A 16,935-nucleotide genomic window follows, 5' to 3' on the forward strand; every position below is an offset into this window, starting at 1 on the left:
GTTCTGAAGGCAGCGCGGTTGGGACGCTACGGGGTTGTCGCCAGTTCGGGCCGAGCGGCCGGGGCGTCAGTCTGCTGCCCTGTGGTTTCGTCCTCCACGGCGAACAGCGACAGCTTCAGCGTGGCCGACTTGCCGTCTACGTCCAGCACCACGGCGTCGTGGTCGCTGAACTCATCGATCAGCAGCTGCTCGCTGAGCCGCGCGGCCAGCGTCAGCGACCGCTCGACATGCCGCCATTCCTCCGGCGCGCCGTCCGCTGACAGCGCGTAGTACTGCAGGCCGCTCCGCACCGGCAACGCCCGCGGGGTGTGCACCACGCGGCGGGCTTCCAGTCCGGCGTGGCCGAGCAGGAACAGCGTGTCGGCCCGCTTCGCACAGCCGAACTTGATGTTGCGGCCGCTGGAGAGCAGCCGCTCCACCTCGTCGGCCGGCAGCGAGCTCTGCACGCCCAGGTACAGCGACTTACCCGAGTGCAGCCACGCCGGGTCAAGGTCAACCCGCAGCAGCATCTCGTCCGAAACGAAGGGCCGCTCCTGGTAGCCGGGCTGCGTGACGCACGCCAGCAGGTCCTCGACCGCCTGACGAGCCGCCAGGAAGCAGCCGCCCAGGTCGTCGTGGTTGTAGGCGGGCAGCGAGAACATCCGGCCGTCGCCGGCGAAGATCGACAGCCGCCCCACCAGGCGGGCCAGCTCGCGGTAGGCGGTCAGCGGCGCTACGCCCTGGGCGGCGCCGTCCACACGCAGCACCATGGCGGCGGCCTGCAGCTCGCGGAGCTGCTCCAGCATCACCCGCTCGCCCGGACCCTGGCTCTCGAACCGCAGACGGCGCGACTCGATCTGGGTGGCGAGCATCTCAACCTTCTTCTCGACCTTGTCGAGCACCCGCGCCAGCACGCCCTGGTGCAGCGGCTGCCAGGCGTCGCACGCCAGCACCGGCGGGATGAAGTCCTGGTCGACCACCGGCGCTCCGGTGGACGACTCCGACCGACGCACGCCGGCGATCGGCAGCACCACGAAGCCGGACAGGTCGTCGCCGCAGACCAGCAGCCGCGCGTTGGGGGTCAGGACCTGGATGCTCTGGGCGTGGTCGCCCGTGTTTTCGTCGCGCGCCTCGCGGGTCTGGATCAGCCGCCGCGCGGCGATGTTCGCGGACTCGCCGGCGGTGTTCGCGCGGGACTGGTGTTGCAGCGGCAGTCCGAGGTACACCACCACCGACTCCGCCGCGTTGAGCGCAGGCTGCAGGTCCAGCACGGGCAGGCTGCCGTCCTCGGGGAACGAGAGCAGCTCGCCATCGGGCATCCGCGCCCGCAGCCGGCGGACCACCAGGCGGTGGTTGGCGAGCGCGTCGGCGTCGAGCTCGATCGTGCGGACGCCCCAGTTGTAGTGCGAGTCCCAGCTGGAGCCGAGCTGCCGCAGCTGCGCGCTGCGGCGGTCGGCGGCCTGGAAGTGGTGCGGCGTGAGGAACATCCCCTCGTGCCAGTGGACGGAGTGCTCGCACATGCTCATGACGGGGACGCTCGGCGACGGGGACAACGGGGAAGTGGCGCGTGTCACGTCACTTCATCGTTTCCGGTCCCGGCGTCTGGCCAAGCAAAGTCGAGATTGCCGCGCACGCCGGACGCGCCGGTTGTGCGGGCGGCGCCGGTTGACGGCGGACTTTAGGCCACCAGGCGGAACACAACCGCGTCCTTCTGGTCGGCCTTGACCTCGTACATCAGCTCGTCGGCGCCGTGGATGAGCTCGTCGACCGAGCGGGGCGGCGTTTCGTAGACCGCCACCCCGATGCTGAAGGTGACCGGCCAGTTGTTCGCGGCCATGGCCGCGTCTAGCCGCTCCCGCATCCTCGCGATCACCTGCTCGGCCTGCTGCTCGGTGGTCTCCGGCAGGAGCACAGCAAACTCATCGCCACCCATGCGGGCGGGGACGTCCATCTTGCGGACGCTCTCCTGCATCTCGGCCGCGATGGCGGCCAGCAGGCGGTCGCCCTCGAGGTGGCCGAGGGTGTCGTTGACGGTCTTGAAGTTGTCGCAGTCGATGAACGCCACCGAGACGCAGTGCTCCCGGCGGACGGACCTCGCGAGTTCCTCTTCCGCCCGCTCGCGGAACGCCTTGGCGTTCAGCAGGCCCGTGAGCCCGTCGGTGCGGGCCAGGCGGCGTTCGTTCTCGTTGGCGATCCGCAGCCGGGTCAGCATCCCGACCAGCACCACGAAGAACACCGCGTGGATGGCCGCGGTCCAGGCCTCCTGGGCCGTCACGCCCTGGCCGTCCAGGGCAAGAAGGTCATCCGCCAGCCACGCTGTGCAGCACGCCGCTGCCAGCGTCGCCCCCACCGCGGCGCTGCTCACCCAGGTCATGATGAGGACCGATGGGAGGTAGCACACGATCAGCGGGATCTCATCGCCGGTCGCGTAGTCGGCTGCCGCGACGATGGTCGCCAGCAACAGCGAGGCGGCGATTGACAGGGCGGCGTGGTCCTTGCAACGGTCGAGCCAGCCTTCAAGAGCAAACGTGCGGGGGGCTGCGGGCGTCATGGCGTGGGAACGGCGGAGAGAGTCGGCGGGCGCAGCCGCCGACGCGGCCGATCTCTCAACCTTAGCTTCCCCTGGTGGCCAGACGGCCAGCCGCGACAGCGTCTTTGGGATTCTGCAGGCGGCCAGTCTCACGAGCCCGCTAGCCGGTGGACAACGGCCCGGACCATCGGCGCATCCCGCACGACCGAACCTCTATCGCCAACCTGCAGGCAGCTCAGGACAGCAGCACGCGGTCCATCCGCTGAGCGATCTCCGCCAGGCGGTCCCGCTGCCCACCGCCAACCTCGGCGGTCGCCCATCCGGAGAAGTTGATCTCTCGCAATGCTTCGCGCACCGCGGGCCAGTTAACGTCGCCGTCGCCGATCTTGCAGAAGCCGTTGGACTCGCCCCAGTCTTTGACGTCGAGCTTGACGATCCGCGGCCCCAGCGTGCGGATCCAGTCCTCGCTAGGGCCGAACTTCCGGACGTTGCCGATGTCAAAGTACGCGCCGACCCAGGGGCTGTCGATCTCGTCCAGGTAGTCGCGGAGCTGGTCGGGCGTCTCGCAGAAGCCGTTCCACACGTTCTCGATCAGCACCCGCACGCCGAGCCGGCTGGCCAGCGGCAGCACCTTGTGGATCTCGGTGACCGACCTGCCCCACACGTGGTCGTGGGTCTCGTCGGCGCCGCCGACCCGGCCGGGGACCAGCAGCACCGAGTCGCCGCCGTACGCCTTGGCGTCGCGTATTGCCTGCTCCAGGATGGCTCGCCCGTTGTCGCGATCGCTCTCGCTGGGCGAGGAGAGGCGGATCTCCCAGTGCTTCATGTCGACCAGTCCGTGCACCGGCATGCCGGTCGATTCGGAGGCGGCACGGACCTCCTTCGCGGTTGGCCCGCCGGGGCTAACGAGCTCCATGCCGTCGTAGCCCAGCTCGCGGCAGAGTTCAAACTTATCGAGCACCGATCCGCCCGACTGGATCATGCCCCACTTTACCGCCTTGTAGATCGACAGCGGTTCGCTGGATTGGTTCTGCGCGGCCGCCGCGGGCGCCGGACGCCACGCCAGTGCCGCGGCGGCGGCGGTCGTCGAGGTTAGAAAGCTTCTGCGATTCATGCGCTCGCCCGTCGGGAAGGAGTGAGTTCCGGTCGGCCTGGAGACAGCCGCGCCCGCCGCCGATTCTACTAGGGGCGGCGCCGAGTCGACAGCGCGCAGGCGATAGTCACGGGCAACCGAGCGCCGCCCGCGGCACGCCTGCGGGGGCGTAACCTGCGCAACGTTTCGGCGCCCTGCCTTGTGCCCTGCGGAGAGCGGAACGAACGGCCGGCTCGACATTTACGGCGAGCGGCCGGAATATTGTCCCTCGGCGTCCGCAATCGCCTATAATCGGACCACGATCCGCGTTGTTACCTGAGTTCGGCGGTTCCCTGTATGCCTATCGATCCCGCCGATACGCTCTACTATCGGCAAGCCCGATTCTCGACGCGTCTGCCAAAGTCCCACCGCTTCTGCCCGTCCCACTACTGGCTGTTGGACGTGGGCGGGGGACGTCTGCGCGTAGGCCTCACCAAGTTTGCGATCCGCATGCTGGGCGACTTCGTCGAGCACGAATTTACGCCACAAAATGGCGATTTGGTCAGTCAGGGGCAGCCCATCGGCTGGATCGAGGGGTTTAAGGCCCAATCGGACATCTTTTGCGTAGGCGGCGGGGTGTTCGTAGGGGGCAACCCAAGCCTGCATGAGAACCCCCAGCTCATCGACAAGGACCCCTACGACGGCGGCTGGCTGTACGAGCTGGAGAACGCCACGATCACCGACGCGGTTGACGCCGAAAGCTACGCTGCGATCCTGGACCAGACCATCCAGCGGATGGTTGACGAGCAACACCAGAGCGAGGAGCGTCAGTGCTGAGAGCGCGATACATCATGATCGGCGGCTTCCTCGGCGCGGGGAAGACCACCGCCATCCTCCGCGCCGCCCGGATGCTTGACGAGCGCGGCCTGAGGGTGGGGCTGATCACCAACGACCAGAGTGTCGGTCTGGTCGACACCGCGATGCTCGGTTCGACGTCGCTGCCGACCGAAGAGATCAGCGGCGGCTGCTTCTGTTGCAAGTTCAATTCGCTTGTCGAAGCGGCCGAAAGACTGACCGACGAAACCCGCCCAGATGTCTTCCTGGCCGAGCCAGTCGGCAGCTGCACCGACCTGCAGGCCACGGTCAGCTACCCGCTGAAGCACCTGTACGGCGAGTCGTACTCGGTCGCGCCGCTGAGCGTGTTGATCGACCCGATCCGCGCCCAGCGGCTGCTGGGGCTGCGGCCGGGCAAGAACTTCTCGCCGAAGGTCGGCTATATCTACGGGAAGCAGCTGGAAGAGGCGGACCTGATCGTCATCAACAAGTGCGACCTGCTGGATGACGCAGACCTAGACGCCCTGGAACAGCGGCTGCGAGCGTCCTACCCGCAGGCCGATGTGATGCGGATCTCGGCCCGACGGGGCGACGGGGTAGAGAGCTGGCTCGACCGGGTGATCGGATCGGAGTCCGGCGGGCGAGAGTCCATGGATATCGACTACGACGTCTACGCCGACGGCGAGGCGCTGCTCGGCTGGTTGAACGCCTCCGCGACGCTGACGGGGACGGAGTTCGACGGCAACGCGCTGCTGCAGCACCTGGTGTCCGACATTGGAGGGCGGGTTTTGGGGGCGGGGATCGAGATCGCCCACCTCAAGGCCACGCTGGCGCCGTCCGCTGGGCTCGACCTGGCGGTCGCAAACCTAGTGCGGGAGGACGCTAACTCCGAACTGTCGCACCGACTGTCTGACCCGCTCGACCGCGGCGACCTGATCGTCAACCTGAGGGCGGAGGGCGACCCTGAAACGCTTCGGGACGAGGTGCTGCACGCTGTCGCGGCCGCGGCAAACCGGTGGGGGATCCAGGCCGAAATCCAGCACGCCGAGGCGTTCCGCCCCTCCCGCCCGAACCCGACGCACCGTTACGCTAGTGGCTAGCTGACAGCGCACCTACGAGCCACACCAAGTTTCACGCAACGCAACCGCCGATGCCCGCCACCAAGCCCATCCTCTACTGCCGCTGTGCCTACGCGAAGGTAGTGCCGCGCGAGGTGAAGGAGGGCGTGCTGGCGAGCCTTGCCGAGTCGGACGCGCCGTTCGACGCGGTCGCCGACCTGTGCGAGATGTCGGCCAAGCAGGACCCGGCGCTCGCGCGGCTGGCGTCCCAGCCCGGTCTGCGGATCGCTGCCTGTTACCCGCGGGCGGTGAAGTGGCTGTTCTCCGCCGCCGGATCGCCGCTGCCCGAGGACGGGGTCGAGATCGTCAACATGCGCGAGTTATCCGCCGCGCAGACCACCGACTGCCTGCTGAACGGCGCGCCGATCCCCGCCCCTAAGAAGGCCGATCCGCCGGAAGGGGGCGCCACATGATCGCCACCAGCGAAACCATTCAGCGGGTCGTGCTGTACGAGGGCCGCGGCAGCCAGCCGCTGGAGCAGGGCGTGCGGCTGGACCTGTTCAGCCGGCTGCTGGACCGTGGCTACTCGGTCAGCCGCGTCCGGCCAGACGGCGCCCTGGCCGATCTTGGGCACCGCGAGCTAATCGTGCTGGGCGATTTCGCCGGCGAGCCGCCGCAGCTCGACGCCGCCGACGGCTGCCGCGTGCACGTCCGCGACGTGTCCGGCGTGGCGCCGGACGAGGTGGTGCCGCTCGTCGAGGGCCTGTGCGAGCAGACCGGCGCCGGCGCCGCGGACGGCTGGAAGCCGTGGTTCCCCGTGATCGACTTCGACCGCTGCACCAACTGCATGCAGTGCCTTAGCTTCTGCCTGTTCGACGTGTACGGCGTCTCGGGCGAAGGCAAGATTACGGTGCAGAACCAGAGCAACTGCAAGACCGACTGCCCCGCCTGCTCGCGGGTCTGCCCGGAAGTGGCGATCCTGTTCCCCAAGTACAAGGCCGGCCCGATCAACGGCGACGCCATCAGCGACGAGGACCTCCGCCGCGAGGCGATGAAGGTCGACATCTCGTCGCTGCTCGGCGGCGACATCTACGCCATGCTCCGCGACCGCAGCGCCAAGGCCAAGTCGCGGTTCTCCAAGGAACGAGACGACGAACGCGCCCTCAAGGAGCGGCAGCGTTGTCTGAAGAAGCTGCAGCAGGGCGTCGGTGACATGGACATACCAGTCGACGTACTCGCTAGCCTGCCCAGCGCCGACGAGATCCAATCGAAGGCCAAGCAGGCGCAGCAGCGGGCCCAAGAGGCCCTCGCCAAGAACGCCGCGGCGCCAGACCAGAACGCGGGCGGCGCCCCCACGTGACCGCCCTTCGTCGCTTAAGCCCCCACACCCACACCGAGAAGACAGGCTGATGGTCGCCAGGCTCGCCACCCGCATGCTGCTCGAGACCGACAAGCGCGCCTTGTGGAAGTTCGCCTACAACTTCGGCTTCAAGGGCATGCGGTCGGTCCAGAAGTACAAGAAGCGGCTCAAGGAAGGCGTCTACTTCCCGCCCTTCCTGTTCATCTCGATCATCAACAGCTGCCAGCTGCGGTGCCAGGGCTGCTGGGTGGACGTGGCGTCGCCGCGGCAGATGATCCCGCTCGGCGAACTCGACAAGCTGATCACCGACGCCAAGCGTCACGGCAACAGCTACTTCGGCATCCTCGGCGGCGAGCCGTTCATGCACCCCGGCCTGCTCGAGCTGCTGGGTCGGCACCCGGACTGCTACTTCCAGATCTTCACCAACGGGCAGCTCATCACCGACGAGGTGGCCAAGAAGCTCCGCCGGCTGGGCAACGCGACCCCGCTGATCAGCATCGAGGGCTCAGAGGTCGTGAGCAACGAGCGGCGCGGCGGCAAGGACGTGCTCAACAAGACGCTCGCCGGAGTCGAGAACTGCGTCAACAACAAGCTGATCGTCGGCGTGGCCAGCAGCATCTGCCAGACCAACTACGACCTGGTCAGCGAGGACTGGCTCAACCGGCTCATCGAGATGGGCGTGCACTACGTCTGGTTCCACACCTACCGCGTGGTTGGCCCGGAGCCATCGCCCGAGCTAGCGCTCACGCCGGATCAGGTGGTTTCGATCCGCCGCTTCATCGTCGAGATGCGGACCAAGATGCCGATCGGAATCGTCGAGCCGTACTGGGACGACCGCGGCCAGGCGCTCTGCCCGATGTCGACCGGCGTGAGCCACCACATCGGCCCCTCCGGCGCCATCGAGCCCTGCCCGATCATCCAGTTCGCGACCGAGAACATCCACGACGGCCCGGACGTGTACCAGCTGATGAGCAAGTCGGAGTTCCTGGACGACTTCCGCCGCACCTCCGCCGAGGCGACTCGCGGCTGCGTGGTGCTGGAGCGCCCCGACCTGGTGCGCGACCTGGTCCACCGCCACAGCGCCGGCGACACCACCCAGCGCGGCACCGCCCTGGCCGAGCTGGACCGGCTGGAGCCACGCGGCAGCCAGCACAGCCCCGGCGCCGAAATACCCGAGAAGCAGTGGCTCTACCGTTTCGCCAAGAAGCACTGGTACTTCGGGTTTGGCGCCTACACCTGAGCACGCGTTGCAACCGCGACCGCACCCCTCGCCGAGAGACGAATCCCTCATGCAACTCCCCGTGATCAACCTGCCCCGCGCCGTCCCCCTGCAGCGCGAGCGGCCTGCTCAGGAGAACATCCCGCCCACCCGCGGCGAGCGCGAGCGGGTCCGCGCCCGGCTGCGCGAGATGGTCTCCCGCGAGGGCGCCACGCCGCCGCTCAGCATGACCGACCTCCGCGCGATGTCCGAGCGGTTCGTGGAGCAGGAGGGGCTCGAGGAGAAGTTCACCGACTACGTCGGCGTGCTGCTAAACAGCGAGCTGTGGCGCGACAAGCTGGCCTCGGTGCCGTACGAGCGGCGGCTGCTGCTGGTGCCCAAGTGCCTGCGGGTCGAGGACCAGTGCCCGGCGCCGTTTGACGAGTTCGGCTTGCTCTGCAAGCAGTGCGGCCTGTGCACCATCCAGGACCTGCAGGAAGAGGCCGAGCGGCTCGGCTACGCGGTGCTGGTGGCCGAGGGGTCGGCGCTGGTGATGGCCATCATCGAGACCGGCAAGATCGACGCGATCGTCGGCGTGAGCTGCCTGTCGGTGCTGGAGAAGGCTTTCCCGTACATGGAGGCCGCCGCCATCCCGGGCGTCGCGATCCCGCTCCTGCAGGACGACTGCAAGGACGTCACGGTCGACGTCGACTGGATCTGGGAGGCCCTGCACCTCACTAGCGACGACCGCACCCACCGCCTGGACCTGGACGGCCTGCGCGAGGAGGTCCAGCGCTGGTTCACGCCTGAGGCGCTCGAAGAGATCATGGGCCCCGCCGCCAGCGACACCGACCGCCAAGCCCGCGCGTGGCTGGCCAAGGAGGGCAAGCGCTGGCGGCCGTTCCTGACGGCCTGCGTTTGGAAGGCCGCTCAAGAGAACCCGCACGCGGAGGTGCCGTTGGAGGTGAAGCGGGCCGCGGTAGGCGTCGAGTGCTTCCACAAGGCGTCGCTCGCCCACGACGATATCGAAGACGACGACGACCTGCGCTACGGCCAGGCCACCCTGCATATCGAGCACGGCGTGCCGGTCGCCCTGAACCTGGGTGACCTGCTGCTGGGCGAGGGCTACCGGTTGATCGCCGAGTCGGGCGCCGACGCGTCGCAGGCGCTGGCGATGACCCAGGCGGCCATCGCTGGCCACCGCACGCTCTGCCTGGGACAGGGCGCCGAGCTGAACTGGACCAGCGACCCGCGGCCGCTGGACACGCTGGCGGTGCTCGACATCTTCCGCCAGAAGACCTCGCCCGCGTTCGACGTTGCGCTCCGCGTGGGCGCGTGTCTGGCCGGCGCCGACGAGGCCGCGCTCGGCGTGATTGGACGCTACAGTGAGGCGCTCGGCATCGCTTACCAGATCCGCGACGACGTCGACGACCTCACCGACGAGGACGAGCCGAACGACATCGCCGCGATGCGGCCCACGCTGCCGCTGGCCGTGCTGCACGACCGCACCAAGGCCAAACCCGCCGAGCGGGCGCTGGTCGAAAAGTCCTGGCGGCGCGAGTGTTCTGTGGAGGAGACCGACCAGCTCCGCGCGCTGATTGACGAGTACGACGTCGTGACCCGCTGCCGCGTGCTGCAGGAGTCTTACAAAGAAGAGGCCGTGCAGTGCCTGTCCGAGCTGCGGGACGCCAGCCTCAAGGGCCTGCTGCGGCGGGTGGTCAGCAAGATCTTCTCGATCGAAGTGAAGGACTGGTGCAGTGAGTTTGAGGCTCGAAATGCTGCAAGTGGCGCGGCTGTCTCCGAACCTGTTGGGTGACGCCACGCCGCTGGTTGAGGGCTTCCTGCGGGGGCAGATCAACCCGGACGGCGGTTTCCAGGACCGGGACGGCAAGAGCGACCTCTACTACACGGCCTTCGGCCTGCAGGGGCTCACCGCGCTGCAGGCCGAGCTGCCGGTCGAGCAGACCCGTGGCTACCTCGAGTCGTTCGGCGATGGCGAAGGGCAGGACAGCGTGCACGTTGCTTGCCTGGCGCGGTGCTGGGCGTCGCTCGACCGCGACGCGGTCCCCGCTGAGCTGGCCGACGCGCTTCTCGCACGGATCGAGTGCCGCCGCACGCCCGATGGCGGCTACCACATCGATCCCGGAGCAACGCGGGGCGACATCTACGGCTGCTTCCTAGCGTTAGGCGCGTACGAGGACCTCGGCCGCACCCCGCCCGGTCCGGAGCGTCTGCTGGAGTGCGTGGCGTCGCTCCGCACACCAGACGGCGGCTACGCCAACGCCGATGACATGCCGATGGGCCTAACCCCTTCGTCGGCCGCGGCCGCGACGATGTTTCGCCGCCTTGGCCGCGCGGCCGACGCGGGCAGCGAGCTAGAGCTGTGGCTGCTGCGGCAGATCCACCCCGACGGCGGCTTCTACGCGGCCCAGGGCGCTCCCTTCCCGGACCTGCTCTCGACCGCTACCGCACTGCACGCGCTGGCCAGCATGCAGAGCGACCTCGAGCCGCTCAAGGAGCCGTGCCTCGACTACATCGACACCCTGTGGACCGCCCGCGGCGGGTTCTACGGCACCTGGGAAGACGACGCCCTGGACTGCGAGTACACCTTCTACGGGCTGCTCGCCCTGGGGCACCTGAGCCTGTGACCGACCAGCCCCCCATCCCGACCCTCCGCGACACGCTGGCGGCCGCCACCGACGAGCTGCTCGCGTTCCGCAACGAGCAGGGCTACTGGGAGGGCGAGCTCTCCAGCAGCGCCCTTTCCACCGCAACCGCGGTTTGCGCGTTGCGTCGATACCTTGGCTGCGTGAGCGGCCTTCCGGAAGACCGGCGGCGGGCCATTGAATTGCTTGTGAGGCAGGGCCTGGCCTGGCTTGCTGCGCACCAGAACGACGACGGCGGTTTCGGCGACACCACGCTCAGCCTGAGCAACATTAGCACGACCGCCCTCTGCTGGGCGGCGTTCTCTGGGGAAGAAGCGGCCTACGGCCAGGCTGAGAAGGCGGTGCGTGCCTGGCTCGCCGACGCTGCCGGAGGGCTCGACCCGCCAACGCTGGCCGCCGCCATCCGCAGGCGGTACGGCAAGGACCACACGTTCTCTGTCCCCATCCTCACCACCCTTGCGCTGCACGACCGCCTCGGGGCGGGGCGCGATGCTTGGCGGCTGGCGCCGCAGCTTCCCTTCGAGCTAGCCGCCTGCCCACCCGCCTGGTACGCCAAGGTCAAGCTGCCGGTCGTTAGCTACGCGCTGCCCGCCTTGATCGCTATCGGTTTGGTGCGTCACAGCAACCGTCCCACCCGCAACCCACTGACGCGGGCGGCCCGCGGCATGACGCGCCGGCGGGTGCTGAGCGTGCTGCAGTCGATCCAGCCCGACGGCGGCGGGTTCCTCGAGGCGACGCCGCTCACCAGCTTTGTCACGCTCGGCCTGCTGGGCGCCGGCGAGGCGGCATGCCCGGTTGTTGAGCAGGCGGTCGAGTTCCTCGTCCGCTCCGCACGCCCCGATGGCAGCTGGCCCATCGACACCAACCTCGCCACGTGGGTCACCACGCTGTCGGTTAACGCGTTGGATGCCGGCGGCTGGATATCGAAGAGAATGCCGCTGAGTGAGCAGGGCGCCGTCCGCGATTGGCTGCACGGACAGCAGCTCAAGCAGGTGCACCCCTACACCCAGGCGGCGCCGGGCGGCTGGGCCTGGACCGACCTGCCCGGCGGCGTGCCCGACGCCGACGACACCCCGGGCGCGTTGCTCGCTTTACGCGCCCTTGCCGACGCCGACGAAGATCGCGCGCGACTCCGTGAGTCCGCCATCGCCGGCATCGTCTGGCTGGTTGATCTCCAGAACGCCGACGGCGGCATGCCGACTTTCTGCCGCGGCTGGGGCACGCTGCCGTTCGACCGAAGCAGCTGTGACATCACCGCCCACGGCCTACGCGCCCTGCACGCTTGGCGGTCGGTGCTGCCCGAAGCCCTAACGCACCGCGCCCGCCGCGCCGAGCGGGCAGCGCTGGCGTACCTCGCACGACAGCAGCGGCCCGACGGCGGCTGGGCGCCGCTGTGGTTCGGAAATCAGCACGCCGTTGCGGTGGACGAGACCAACCTCACCTACGGCACAAGCCGAGTGCTGGTCGCGCTGGCGGAGATCGGTTGCCACGCGGCGGACGGCGACCGGCAGCTGCCGAATGCGGTTCGCGGATTGCAATATATGATCTCGCTACAGAATGAAGACGGAGGCTGGGGCGGCGGCCCGGCCACCCCGTCGTCCATCGAGGAAACGGCGCTCGCCGTCGAGGCCCTTGCCGCGTTTGCGGACCGAGCGCCCGATGGTCGGGTTGCTGAGTCTGTGCGCCGCGGGGCCGCGTGGCTGGTCGAACACACCGCCGGCGGCCGGGAGTTCCCCGCCACGCCGATCGGCTTCTACTTCGCCAAGCTCTGGTACTACGAGCGGATGTACCCAGTGGTGTACACGGTCGCCGCGCTGGGACGAGCGATCCGCGTGCTGGAGCCTTCTGCCGTCGCGCCGCACGTCGAGGCGCCCGCATGACGCTCTACCTTGACAGCAGCGCCACCACCCCCATCGATCCGCGCGTCCGCGCGACGCTGATAGAGCATCTGTCGGCCGATTACGGCAATGCGGGCAGCCCCCACGAGTTTGGTCAGCGGGCGAAGGACGCCGTGCACACGGCGCGTGACCAGATCGGACGCGTCGTCGACGCCCGCCGGCACGAGGTGGTATTCACCAGCGGCGCCACCGAGAGCAATAACCTGGCGCTGCTGGGGCTGGCGGAGCACGGCCTGCAGACTGGCAGACGCCACCTTGTCAGCACCCAGATTGAGCACCGCGCCGTGCTCGAGCCGCTCGCCGAGCTGCGCCGCCGCGGTTTTGAGGTGACGCTGGTCCCGCCGACCGCCGGCGGCTGGGTGTCCGCCGACGCGGTCCGCGACGCCGTGCGGGACGACACGCTGCTGGTCTCGGTGATGCATGTGAACAACGAGACCGGCATCGAGCAGCCAATCGCGGCGATAGCCGACAGCCTCGCCGGTCACGATGCGCTGCTGCATGTCGACGCCGCGCAGGGGTTCGGCAAGCGGTCGGCGCCGCTGCGCAACAACCGAATCGATCTGATCAGCGTCACCGCGCACAAGATCCACGGTCCGCACGGGATCGGCGCCCTGGTGGCGCGGCGGCGGCTTGGGCTGCTGCCGCCACTGCGGCCGGTGCTGCACGGCGGCGGCCAGGAGCTAGGCCTGCGGTCTGGCACCCTGCCTACCGCCCTGATCGCGGCGTTTGGCCACGCCGCCGAACTGGCCCAGCAAGAGGAAGCATCCCGAGAACGCCGCTGTACGGAATTCCGCGAGAAGATCCTGGCGGCACTGATGCAAGCTGATGCTGTTGTGCATGGCGACCCACAAGCGACGCTCCCGCACGTCGCCTCGGTGTCGATTCCCGGTCTGGATGCCGACTCGGTCATCGACGCGCTTGCGGGCGTGGCGGCCGTGTCCGACGGGGCGGCCTGCACGACTATCTGCGCGACCGCCAGCCATGTGCTCGCCGCGATGGACGTCGCGGGTCCGCTGCTCGACGGCGCGGTGCGGCTCTCTTGGAGCAGCATGACCGACCCGAACGAACTTGAGGCGGCCCTGCCCACGATGATCGCCAGACTGCAGGACGCCCGCGCCAGACACTCCTGAGTAGTCTTTTCAAATCCCAGACCCCCGAGGCAGAACGATGCAGCGCAAGACCGCCGATCAGTTTGACCAACGCGTGCTGGACCTTTACGACGACTACGCGCACGGCCGTATGTCGCGCCGCGACTACGTGCGGCAGCTCGGCGCGTTCGCGGTGGGTGGCCTCACGGTCGAGGCGTTGCTCGCCAGCCTCTCACCCAACTACGCGCTCGCCGAGCAGGTGAAGCCCGACGACCCGCGCATCAAGACCGAAACCATCACCTATAAATCGCCCAAGGGCGCCGGCGAGATGAAGGGCCTGCTCGCCCGGCCCGCCGAGGGCGACAAGTTCCCCGCGGTGCTGGTGATCCACGAGAACCGCGGCCTCAACCCGTACGTCGCGGATGTCGCCCGCCGGCTGGCGACCGACGGCTTTCTCGCCCTCGCGCCCGACGCGCTCACACCGCTGGGCGGCTACCCGGGCACGGATGACGAGGGCCGTGCGATGCAGTCCAAACGCGACCGCGGCGAGATGACGCAGGACTTCATCGCCGGCGCCAAGTGGCTCGACGAGCACGAGCTGTCGACTGGCAAGGTCGGCGCCGTGGGGTTCTGCTTCGGCGGCGGCGTGGTCTATCAGATCGCCGTCCAGGGGGGCGAACTGCTGGACGCGGGCGTGCCGTTCTATGGGCGGCAGCCCGACCTGGCGGACGTGTCGAAGATTAAGGCGCCGCTGCTGATCAACAACGCCGGGCGGGACCGCCGCATCCTGGAGGGGGCCCCCGCCTTTGAGGCCGAGATGAAGAAGCAGGGCAAGCCGTTCGAGGCTTTCGTCTACGAGGGCGTCAACCACGGCTTCCACAACGACACCACTCCCCGCTACGACGATGCCGCCGCCAAATTAGCGTGGGACCGCACGGTGAAGTTCTTCAAGAAGAACCTCGCGGCGCCCGCAACCAGCTAGCGGGAACCGCGCCCTCACTATTACCGCCGCCGTAACCAAGAACGGGGCGGGAGCGCCCTGCGCTCCCGCCCCGTGTCAGTTCCCCACCGCATGCTCAGTGCTCGGCGCCGGCAAGGGCGGCGTCGCGACTCTCTTAAAAGCTAAACAGCTGGTTGTAGCCGACGGCCGTGCGGGCCTGGGCGCGGCGGTAGCGGTACTCGTACCCGGGCGAGGAGTACGGCCGCGAGAAGCTCGTTGATTGGGAGTAGTAGCCGCGCGACTGGTGACCCCGATGGCGGCCCCAAGCCTGGCTCTCTGACGGCGTCAGGGCGAAAGAGGCGACAACGGCGGTGAGCATGAGGACGCGGCAGGTGCGGGAGGTCATGAAGGATGGCCTTTCACGGAGAGGAGAGCGGCGGGCAGCGGCGCCCGACTGGGACATCTTCAGTCTCATCAGGTGGGCCGTCAGGGTCAACCTTGCGGATTGGGCTTGCGGTCCGGTCGTAGCGGTTACAAGGCGGCCGCTGCGGAAGTATGTGCGAGATTGGGGGTAACCCGGTTTATCCTGCTGCGGTGATACGCCATGTCCGCGGCCGGCGGGGGTGGGCTTTCGGTTAACACTTGAAGAAGACGACAGAGGTCGTGGGTGATTTCGGAACACCGAGCCGGGGTCGCTTGCTGGGGCGGGGACAGGGTCGAGCACGCCTGCAATGGACGCAGGGCGGCGGCCCGCAGCGATTGCGCCACGCCAGTTGGAGCGGGCGGAAGTAACCAACGGATTGGAGGGTGGATACGTGTTGAGTGATCCTACTGCACGCCGGCTCTTGGGCCGGCTACTGATGGCGGCGGCGGTTGCCGGGCTGGCCGGTCCCCGGCCTGCTGACGCGGCGGGCGCCGCGGATCCTGCGGAGTTGGCTCGCGAGATCGCCGCGCTCAAGCAGCGGCTGGAGAGCCTGGAGAACGGCGAGTTGCTGCTGGCCAACCACAACTCCGGCCCGGCCGCCTGCGAAGATCTTGGCTGCTCCGCCGGGTGTGACGGTGGGTGCGGTGATCTCTGTGGGGACGGCTGCGGCGACCTTTGCGGCGACGCACTCTACGGGGGCTGCTGCGACTGCTCCGAGTGCGCCGGCTACGACGATGGCTACTACGTGCGGACGCGCGACGGCGCCTTCTCCGTGCGGCTCAACGGCGCCCTGCAGACCGGCTACTTCGGCAACTGGCGTCACGACCCGCCCGCCGGCGAGGACCCGTTTGAGGGCGGGTTCGTCATGCGTCGCAGCACGCTGGTAGTGTCGGGCACGGCCTTCAGCCCCAGCCTCAACTACTTCGTGGTGCTGCAGCCGATTAACTCGGGCGGCAGCGATCAGCTGGAGGAGGCGAAGGTCTACTACGGGTTTGAGAACGGCGCGCTGATCCAGGTCGGCCGGTTCCGGGACCCGTCGTTCCTCAGGGAGCTCGACGTGCCGCTGACCAACATCCTGGGGGTCGACCGGTCGTACGTGCACACGATCTTCAGCACCGGCATCCTCGAGGGCATCGCGCTCAACCAGCAGACCGACATGCTGCGGACCTTCTTCATCGTCCATGATGGCCGGGGGTCGGGCGGCCCGGGACGGGGCGCCGACTTCACCACCGACAACTCCGACATCGCGTTGTCCGGCTCGGTCGACATCAAGCTGTTCGGCGAGTGGGCGCAGTACGGCGATTTCACGTCGTGGTGCGACGAGGAGTGGGCCATGTTCATCGGCGCCGGCGCCTACTGGGAACGAGGGGAGACCGGCGACGATGTCCCCGCCAACAACCTGGAGAACCTCACCGGCTGGACGATCGACTGGACGCTGGAGGGGCACGGCGTTAACGCGTTCGTCTCGGCGGTCGGCCGGCACGGCGACAACCCTACCCAGCCGCTGGACCAGTTCGGCTTCCTTGCCCAGGGCGGCGTGCACGTCGTCCCCGACGCGTTCGAGCTGTTCACCCGGTACGAGTACATCGACTTCGATGGCCTGACCGACGTGGGCGGCGCCGCGGTCCCGGTGAGCGACAGCTCGCTGTCGATGCTGAGCGTCGGCTTCAACCGGTACTACCACCGCCAGGGCGCCAAGATCACCTGCGAGGTGATGCACGCGTTCGACACGGTGCCGGTCGCCGATCCGTTTATCGGCTGGCTGGCCGACTCGCCGGGCCAGGACGGCCAGACCGTATTCCGTTCGCAGCTGCAACTTGCTTTCTAGCCGCAACGCCCTGGGGGATGCGCCGCCGGCTTGCCGGGCGTAAACGCAGAAGGCTCCGCC

General features: G+C 68.4%; 15 protein-coding genes. 11 read left to right on the forward strand and 4 right to left on the reverse strand.

The window, feature by feature from the left end:
* Window positions 1–26 precede the first annotated feature (26 nt).
* The 3 genes from tssK to KOR34_RS07175 form a co-directional block, all read right to left on the reverse strand.
* Entirely contained in the window at window positions 27–1,505 is a 1,479-nt protein-coding gene (tssK, locus tag KOR34_RS07165) for a type VI secretion system baseplate subunit TssK (RefSeq protein WP_228714536.1), read from the reverse strand.
* A gap of 152 nt (window positions 1,506–1,657) precedes the next feature.
* The gene (locus tag KOR34_RS07170) at window positions 1,658–2,530 is read right to left on the reverse strand and encodes a GGDEF domain-containing protein (RefSeq protein WP_146563533.1); all 873 of its coding nucleotides are present in this window, start codon (window positions 2,528–2,530) and stop codon (window positions 1,658–1,660) included.
* A gap of 214 nt (window positions 2,531–2,744) precedes the next feature.
* A complete protein-coding gene (locus tag KOR34_RS07175) occupies window positions 2,745–3,623 on the reverse strand; it encodes a sugar phosphate isomerase/epimerase family protein (protein WP_146563534.1) in 879 nt (292 codons plus the stop codon).
* 315 nt (window positions 3,624–3,938) lie between these two features.
* Here KOR34_RS07175 and KOR34_RS07180 point away from each other — a divergent pair, with 315 nt between their 5' ends.
* The 10 genes from KOR34_RS07180 to KOR34_RS07225 are packed head-to-tail and all read left to right on the forward strand — an operon-like array spanning window position 3,939 to window position 14,665.
* Entirely contained in the window at window positions 3,939–4,418 is a 480-nt protein-coding gene (locus tag KOR34_RS07180) for a glycine cleavage system protein H (RefSeq protein ID WP_146563537.1), read from the forward strand.
* Complete coding sequence (locus KOR34_RS07185) at window positions 4,412–5,515, forward strand: GTP-binding protein (protein WP_197531213.1); 1,104 nt, start codon at window positions 4,412–4,414, stop codon at window positions 5,513–5,515. Before KOR34_RS07180 ends, KOR34_RS07185 begins: the two co-directional genes overlap by 7 nt.
* 50 nt (window positions 5,516–5,565) lie before the next feature.
* On the forward strand, window positions 5,566–5,946 hold the full coding sequence (locus KOR34_RS07190; protein ID WP_197531214.1) for a hypothetical protein: 381 nt from the start codon (window positions 5,566–5,568) through the stop codon (window positions 5,944–5,946).
* Window positions 5,943–6,833, forward strand: a complete 891-nt coding sequence (locus KOR34_RS07195; RefSeq protein ID WP_146563539.1) for a ferredoxin family protein — start codon at window positions 5,943–5,945, stop codon at window positions 6,831–6,833. Before KOR34_RS07190 ends, KOR34_RS07195 begins: the two co-directional genes overlap by 4 nt.
* Window positions 6,834–6,882: 49 nt before the next feature.
* A complete protein-coding gene (locus tag KOR34_RS07200) occupies window positions 6,883–8,073 on the forward strand; it encodes a radical SAM protein (RefSeq protein WP_146563541.1) in 1,191 nt (396 codons plus the stop codon).
* Window positions 8,074–8,122: 49 nt separating this feature from the next.
* The gene (locus tag KOR34_RS07205; protein ID WP_146563543.1) at window positions 8,123–9,847 is read left to right on the forward strand and encodes a polyprenyl synthetase family protein; all 1,725 of its coding nucleotides are present in this window, start codon (window positions 8,123–8,125) and stop codon (window positions 9,845–9,847) included.
* Entirely contained in the window at window positions 9,807–10,679 is an 873-nt protein-coding gene (locus tag KOR34_RS07210) for a prenyltransferase/squalene oxidase repeat-containing protein (RefSeq protein ID WP_146563545.1), read from the forward strand. The genes KOR34_RS07205 and KOR34_RS07210 overlap by 41 nt, the downstream gene beginning before the upstream one ends.
* On the forward strand, window positions 10,676–12,577 hold the full coding sequence (locus KOR34_RS07215) for a prenyltransferase/squalene oxidase repeat-containing protein (protein ID WP_228714537.1): 1,902 nt from the start codon (window positions 10,676–10,678) through the stop codon (window positions 12,575–12,577). Before KOR34_RS07210 ends, KOR34_RS07215 begins: the two co-directional genes overlap by 4 nt.
* Complete coding sequence (locus KOR34_RS07220; RefSeq protein WP_146563547.1) at window positions 12,574–13,725, forward strand: cysteine desulfurase family protein; 1,152 nt, start codon at window positions 12,574–12,576, stop codon at window positions 13,723–13,725. The genes KOR34_RS07215 and KOR34_RS07220 overlap by 4 nt, the downstream gene beginning before the upstream one ends.
* A gap of 37 nt (window positions 13,726–13,762) precedes the next feature.
* Window positions 13,763–14,665: a dienelactone hydrolase family protein gene (locus KOR34_RS07225; protein WP_146563549.1), complete on the forward strand. Its 903-nt coding sequence runs from the start codon at window positions 13,763–13,765 to the stop codon at window positions 14,663–14,665.
* 133 nt (window positions 14,666–14,798) lie between these two features.
* On the opposite strand, the gene KOR34_RS07230 is transcribed toward KOR34_RS07225, so the two are convergent.
* The gene (locus KOR34_RS07230; RefSeq protein ID WP_146563551.1) at window positions 14,799–15,029 is read right to left on the reverse strand and encodes a hypothetical protein; all 231 of its coding nucleotides are present in this window, start codon (window positions 15,027–15,029) and stop codon (window positions 14,799–14,801) included.
* Window positions 15,030–15,441: 412 nt separating this feature from the next.
* On the opposite strand from KOR34_RS07230, the gene KOR34_RS26485 reads away from it, so the two are divergent.
* Entirely contained in the window at window positions 15,442–16,875 is a 1,434-nt protein-coding gene (locus tag KOR34_RS26485) for a hypothetical protein (protein ID WP_197531215.1), read from the forward strand.
* Window positions 16,876–16,935 lie beyond the last annotated feature (60 nt).

Source organism: Posidoniimonas corsicana (genome assembly GCF_007859765.1).
Classification (GTDB): Bacteria; Planctomycetota; Planctomycetia; order Pirellulales; family Lacipirellulaceae; genus Posidoniimonas; species Posidoniimonas corsicana.

Excerpts from the sequence above, each read along its gene's own strand:
- KOR34_RS07210 (WP_146563545.1), top strand. The coding sequence starts at position 9,807 with ATGCTGCAAGTGGCGCGGCTGTCTCCGAACCTGTTGGGTGACGCCACG.
- KOR34_RS07180 (WP_146563537.1), top strand. The coding sequence starts at position 3,939 with ATGCCTATCGATCCCGCCGATACGCTCTACTATCGGCAAGCCCGATTC.
- KOR34_RS07175 (WP_146563534.1), bottom strand. The coding sequence starts at position 3,623 with ATGAATCGCAGAAGCTTTCTAACCTCGACGACCGCCGCCGCCGCGGCA.
- KOR34_RS07200 (WP_146563541.1), top strand. The coding sequence starts at position 6,883 with ATGGTCGCCAGGCTCGCCACCCGCATGCTGCTCGAGACCGACAAGCGC.
- KOR34_RS07230 (WP_146563551.1), bottom strand. The coding sequence starts at position 15,029 with ATGACCTCCCGCACCTGCCGCGTCCTCATGCTCACCGCCGTTGTCGCC.
- KOR34_RS07170 (WP_146563533.1), bottom strand. The coding sequence starts at position 2,530 with ATGACGCCCGCAGCCCCCCGCACGTTTGCTCTTGAAGGCTGGCTCGAC.
- KOR34_RS07220 (WP_146563547.1), top strand. The coding sequence starts at position 12,574 with ATGACGCTCTACCTTGACAGCAGCGCCACCACCCCCATCGATCCGCGC.
- KOR34_RS07205 (WP_146563543.1), top strand. The coding sequence starts at position 8,123 with ATGCAACTCCCCGTGATCAACCTGCCCCGCGCCGTCCCCCTGCAGCGC.
- KOR34_RS07225 (WP_146563549.1), top strand. The coding sequence starts at position 13,763 with ATGCAGCGCAAGACCGCCGATCAGTTTGACCAACGCGTGCTGGACCTT.
- tssK (WP_228714536.1), bottom strand. The coding sequence starts at position 1,505 with ATGAGCATGTGCGAGCACTCCGTCCACTGGCACGAGGGGATGTTCCTC.
- KOR34_RS07190 (WP_197531214.1), top strand. The coding sequence starts at position 5,566 with ATGCCCGCCACCAAGCCCATCCTCTACTGCCGCTGTGCCTACGCGAAG.
- KOR34_RS07195 (WP_146563539.1), top strand. The coding sequence starts at position 5,943 with ATGATCGCCACCAGCGAAACCATTCAGCGGGTCGTGCTGTACGAGGGC.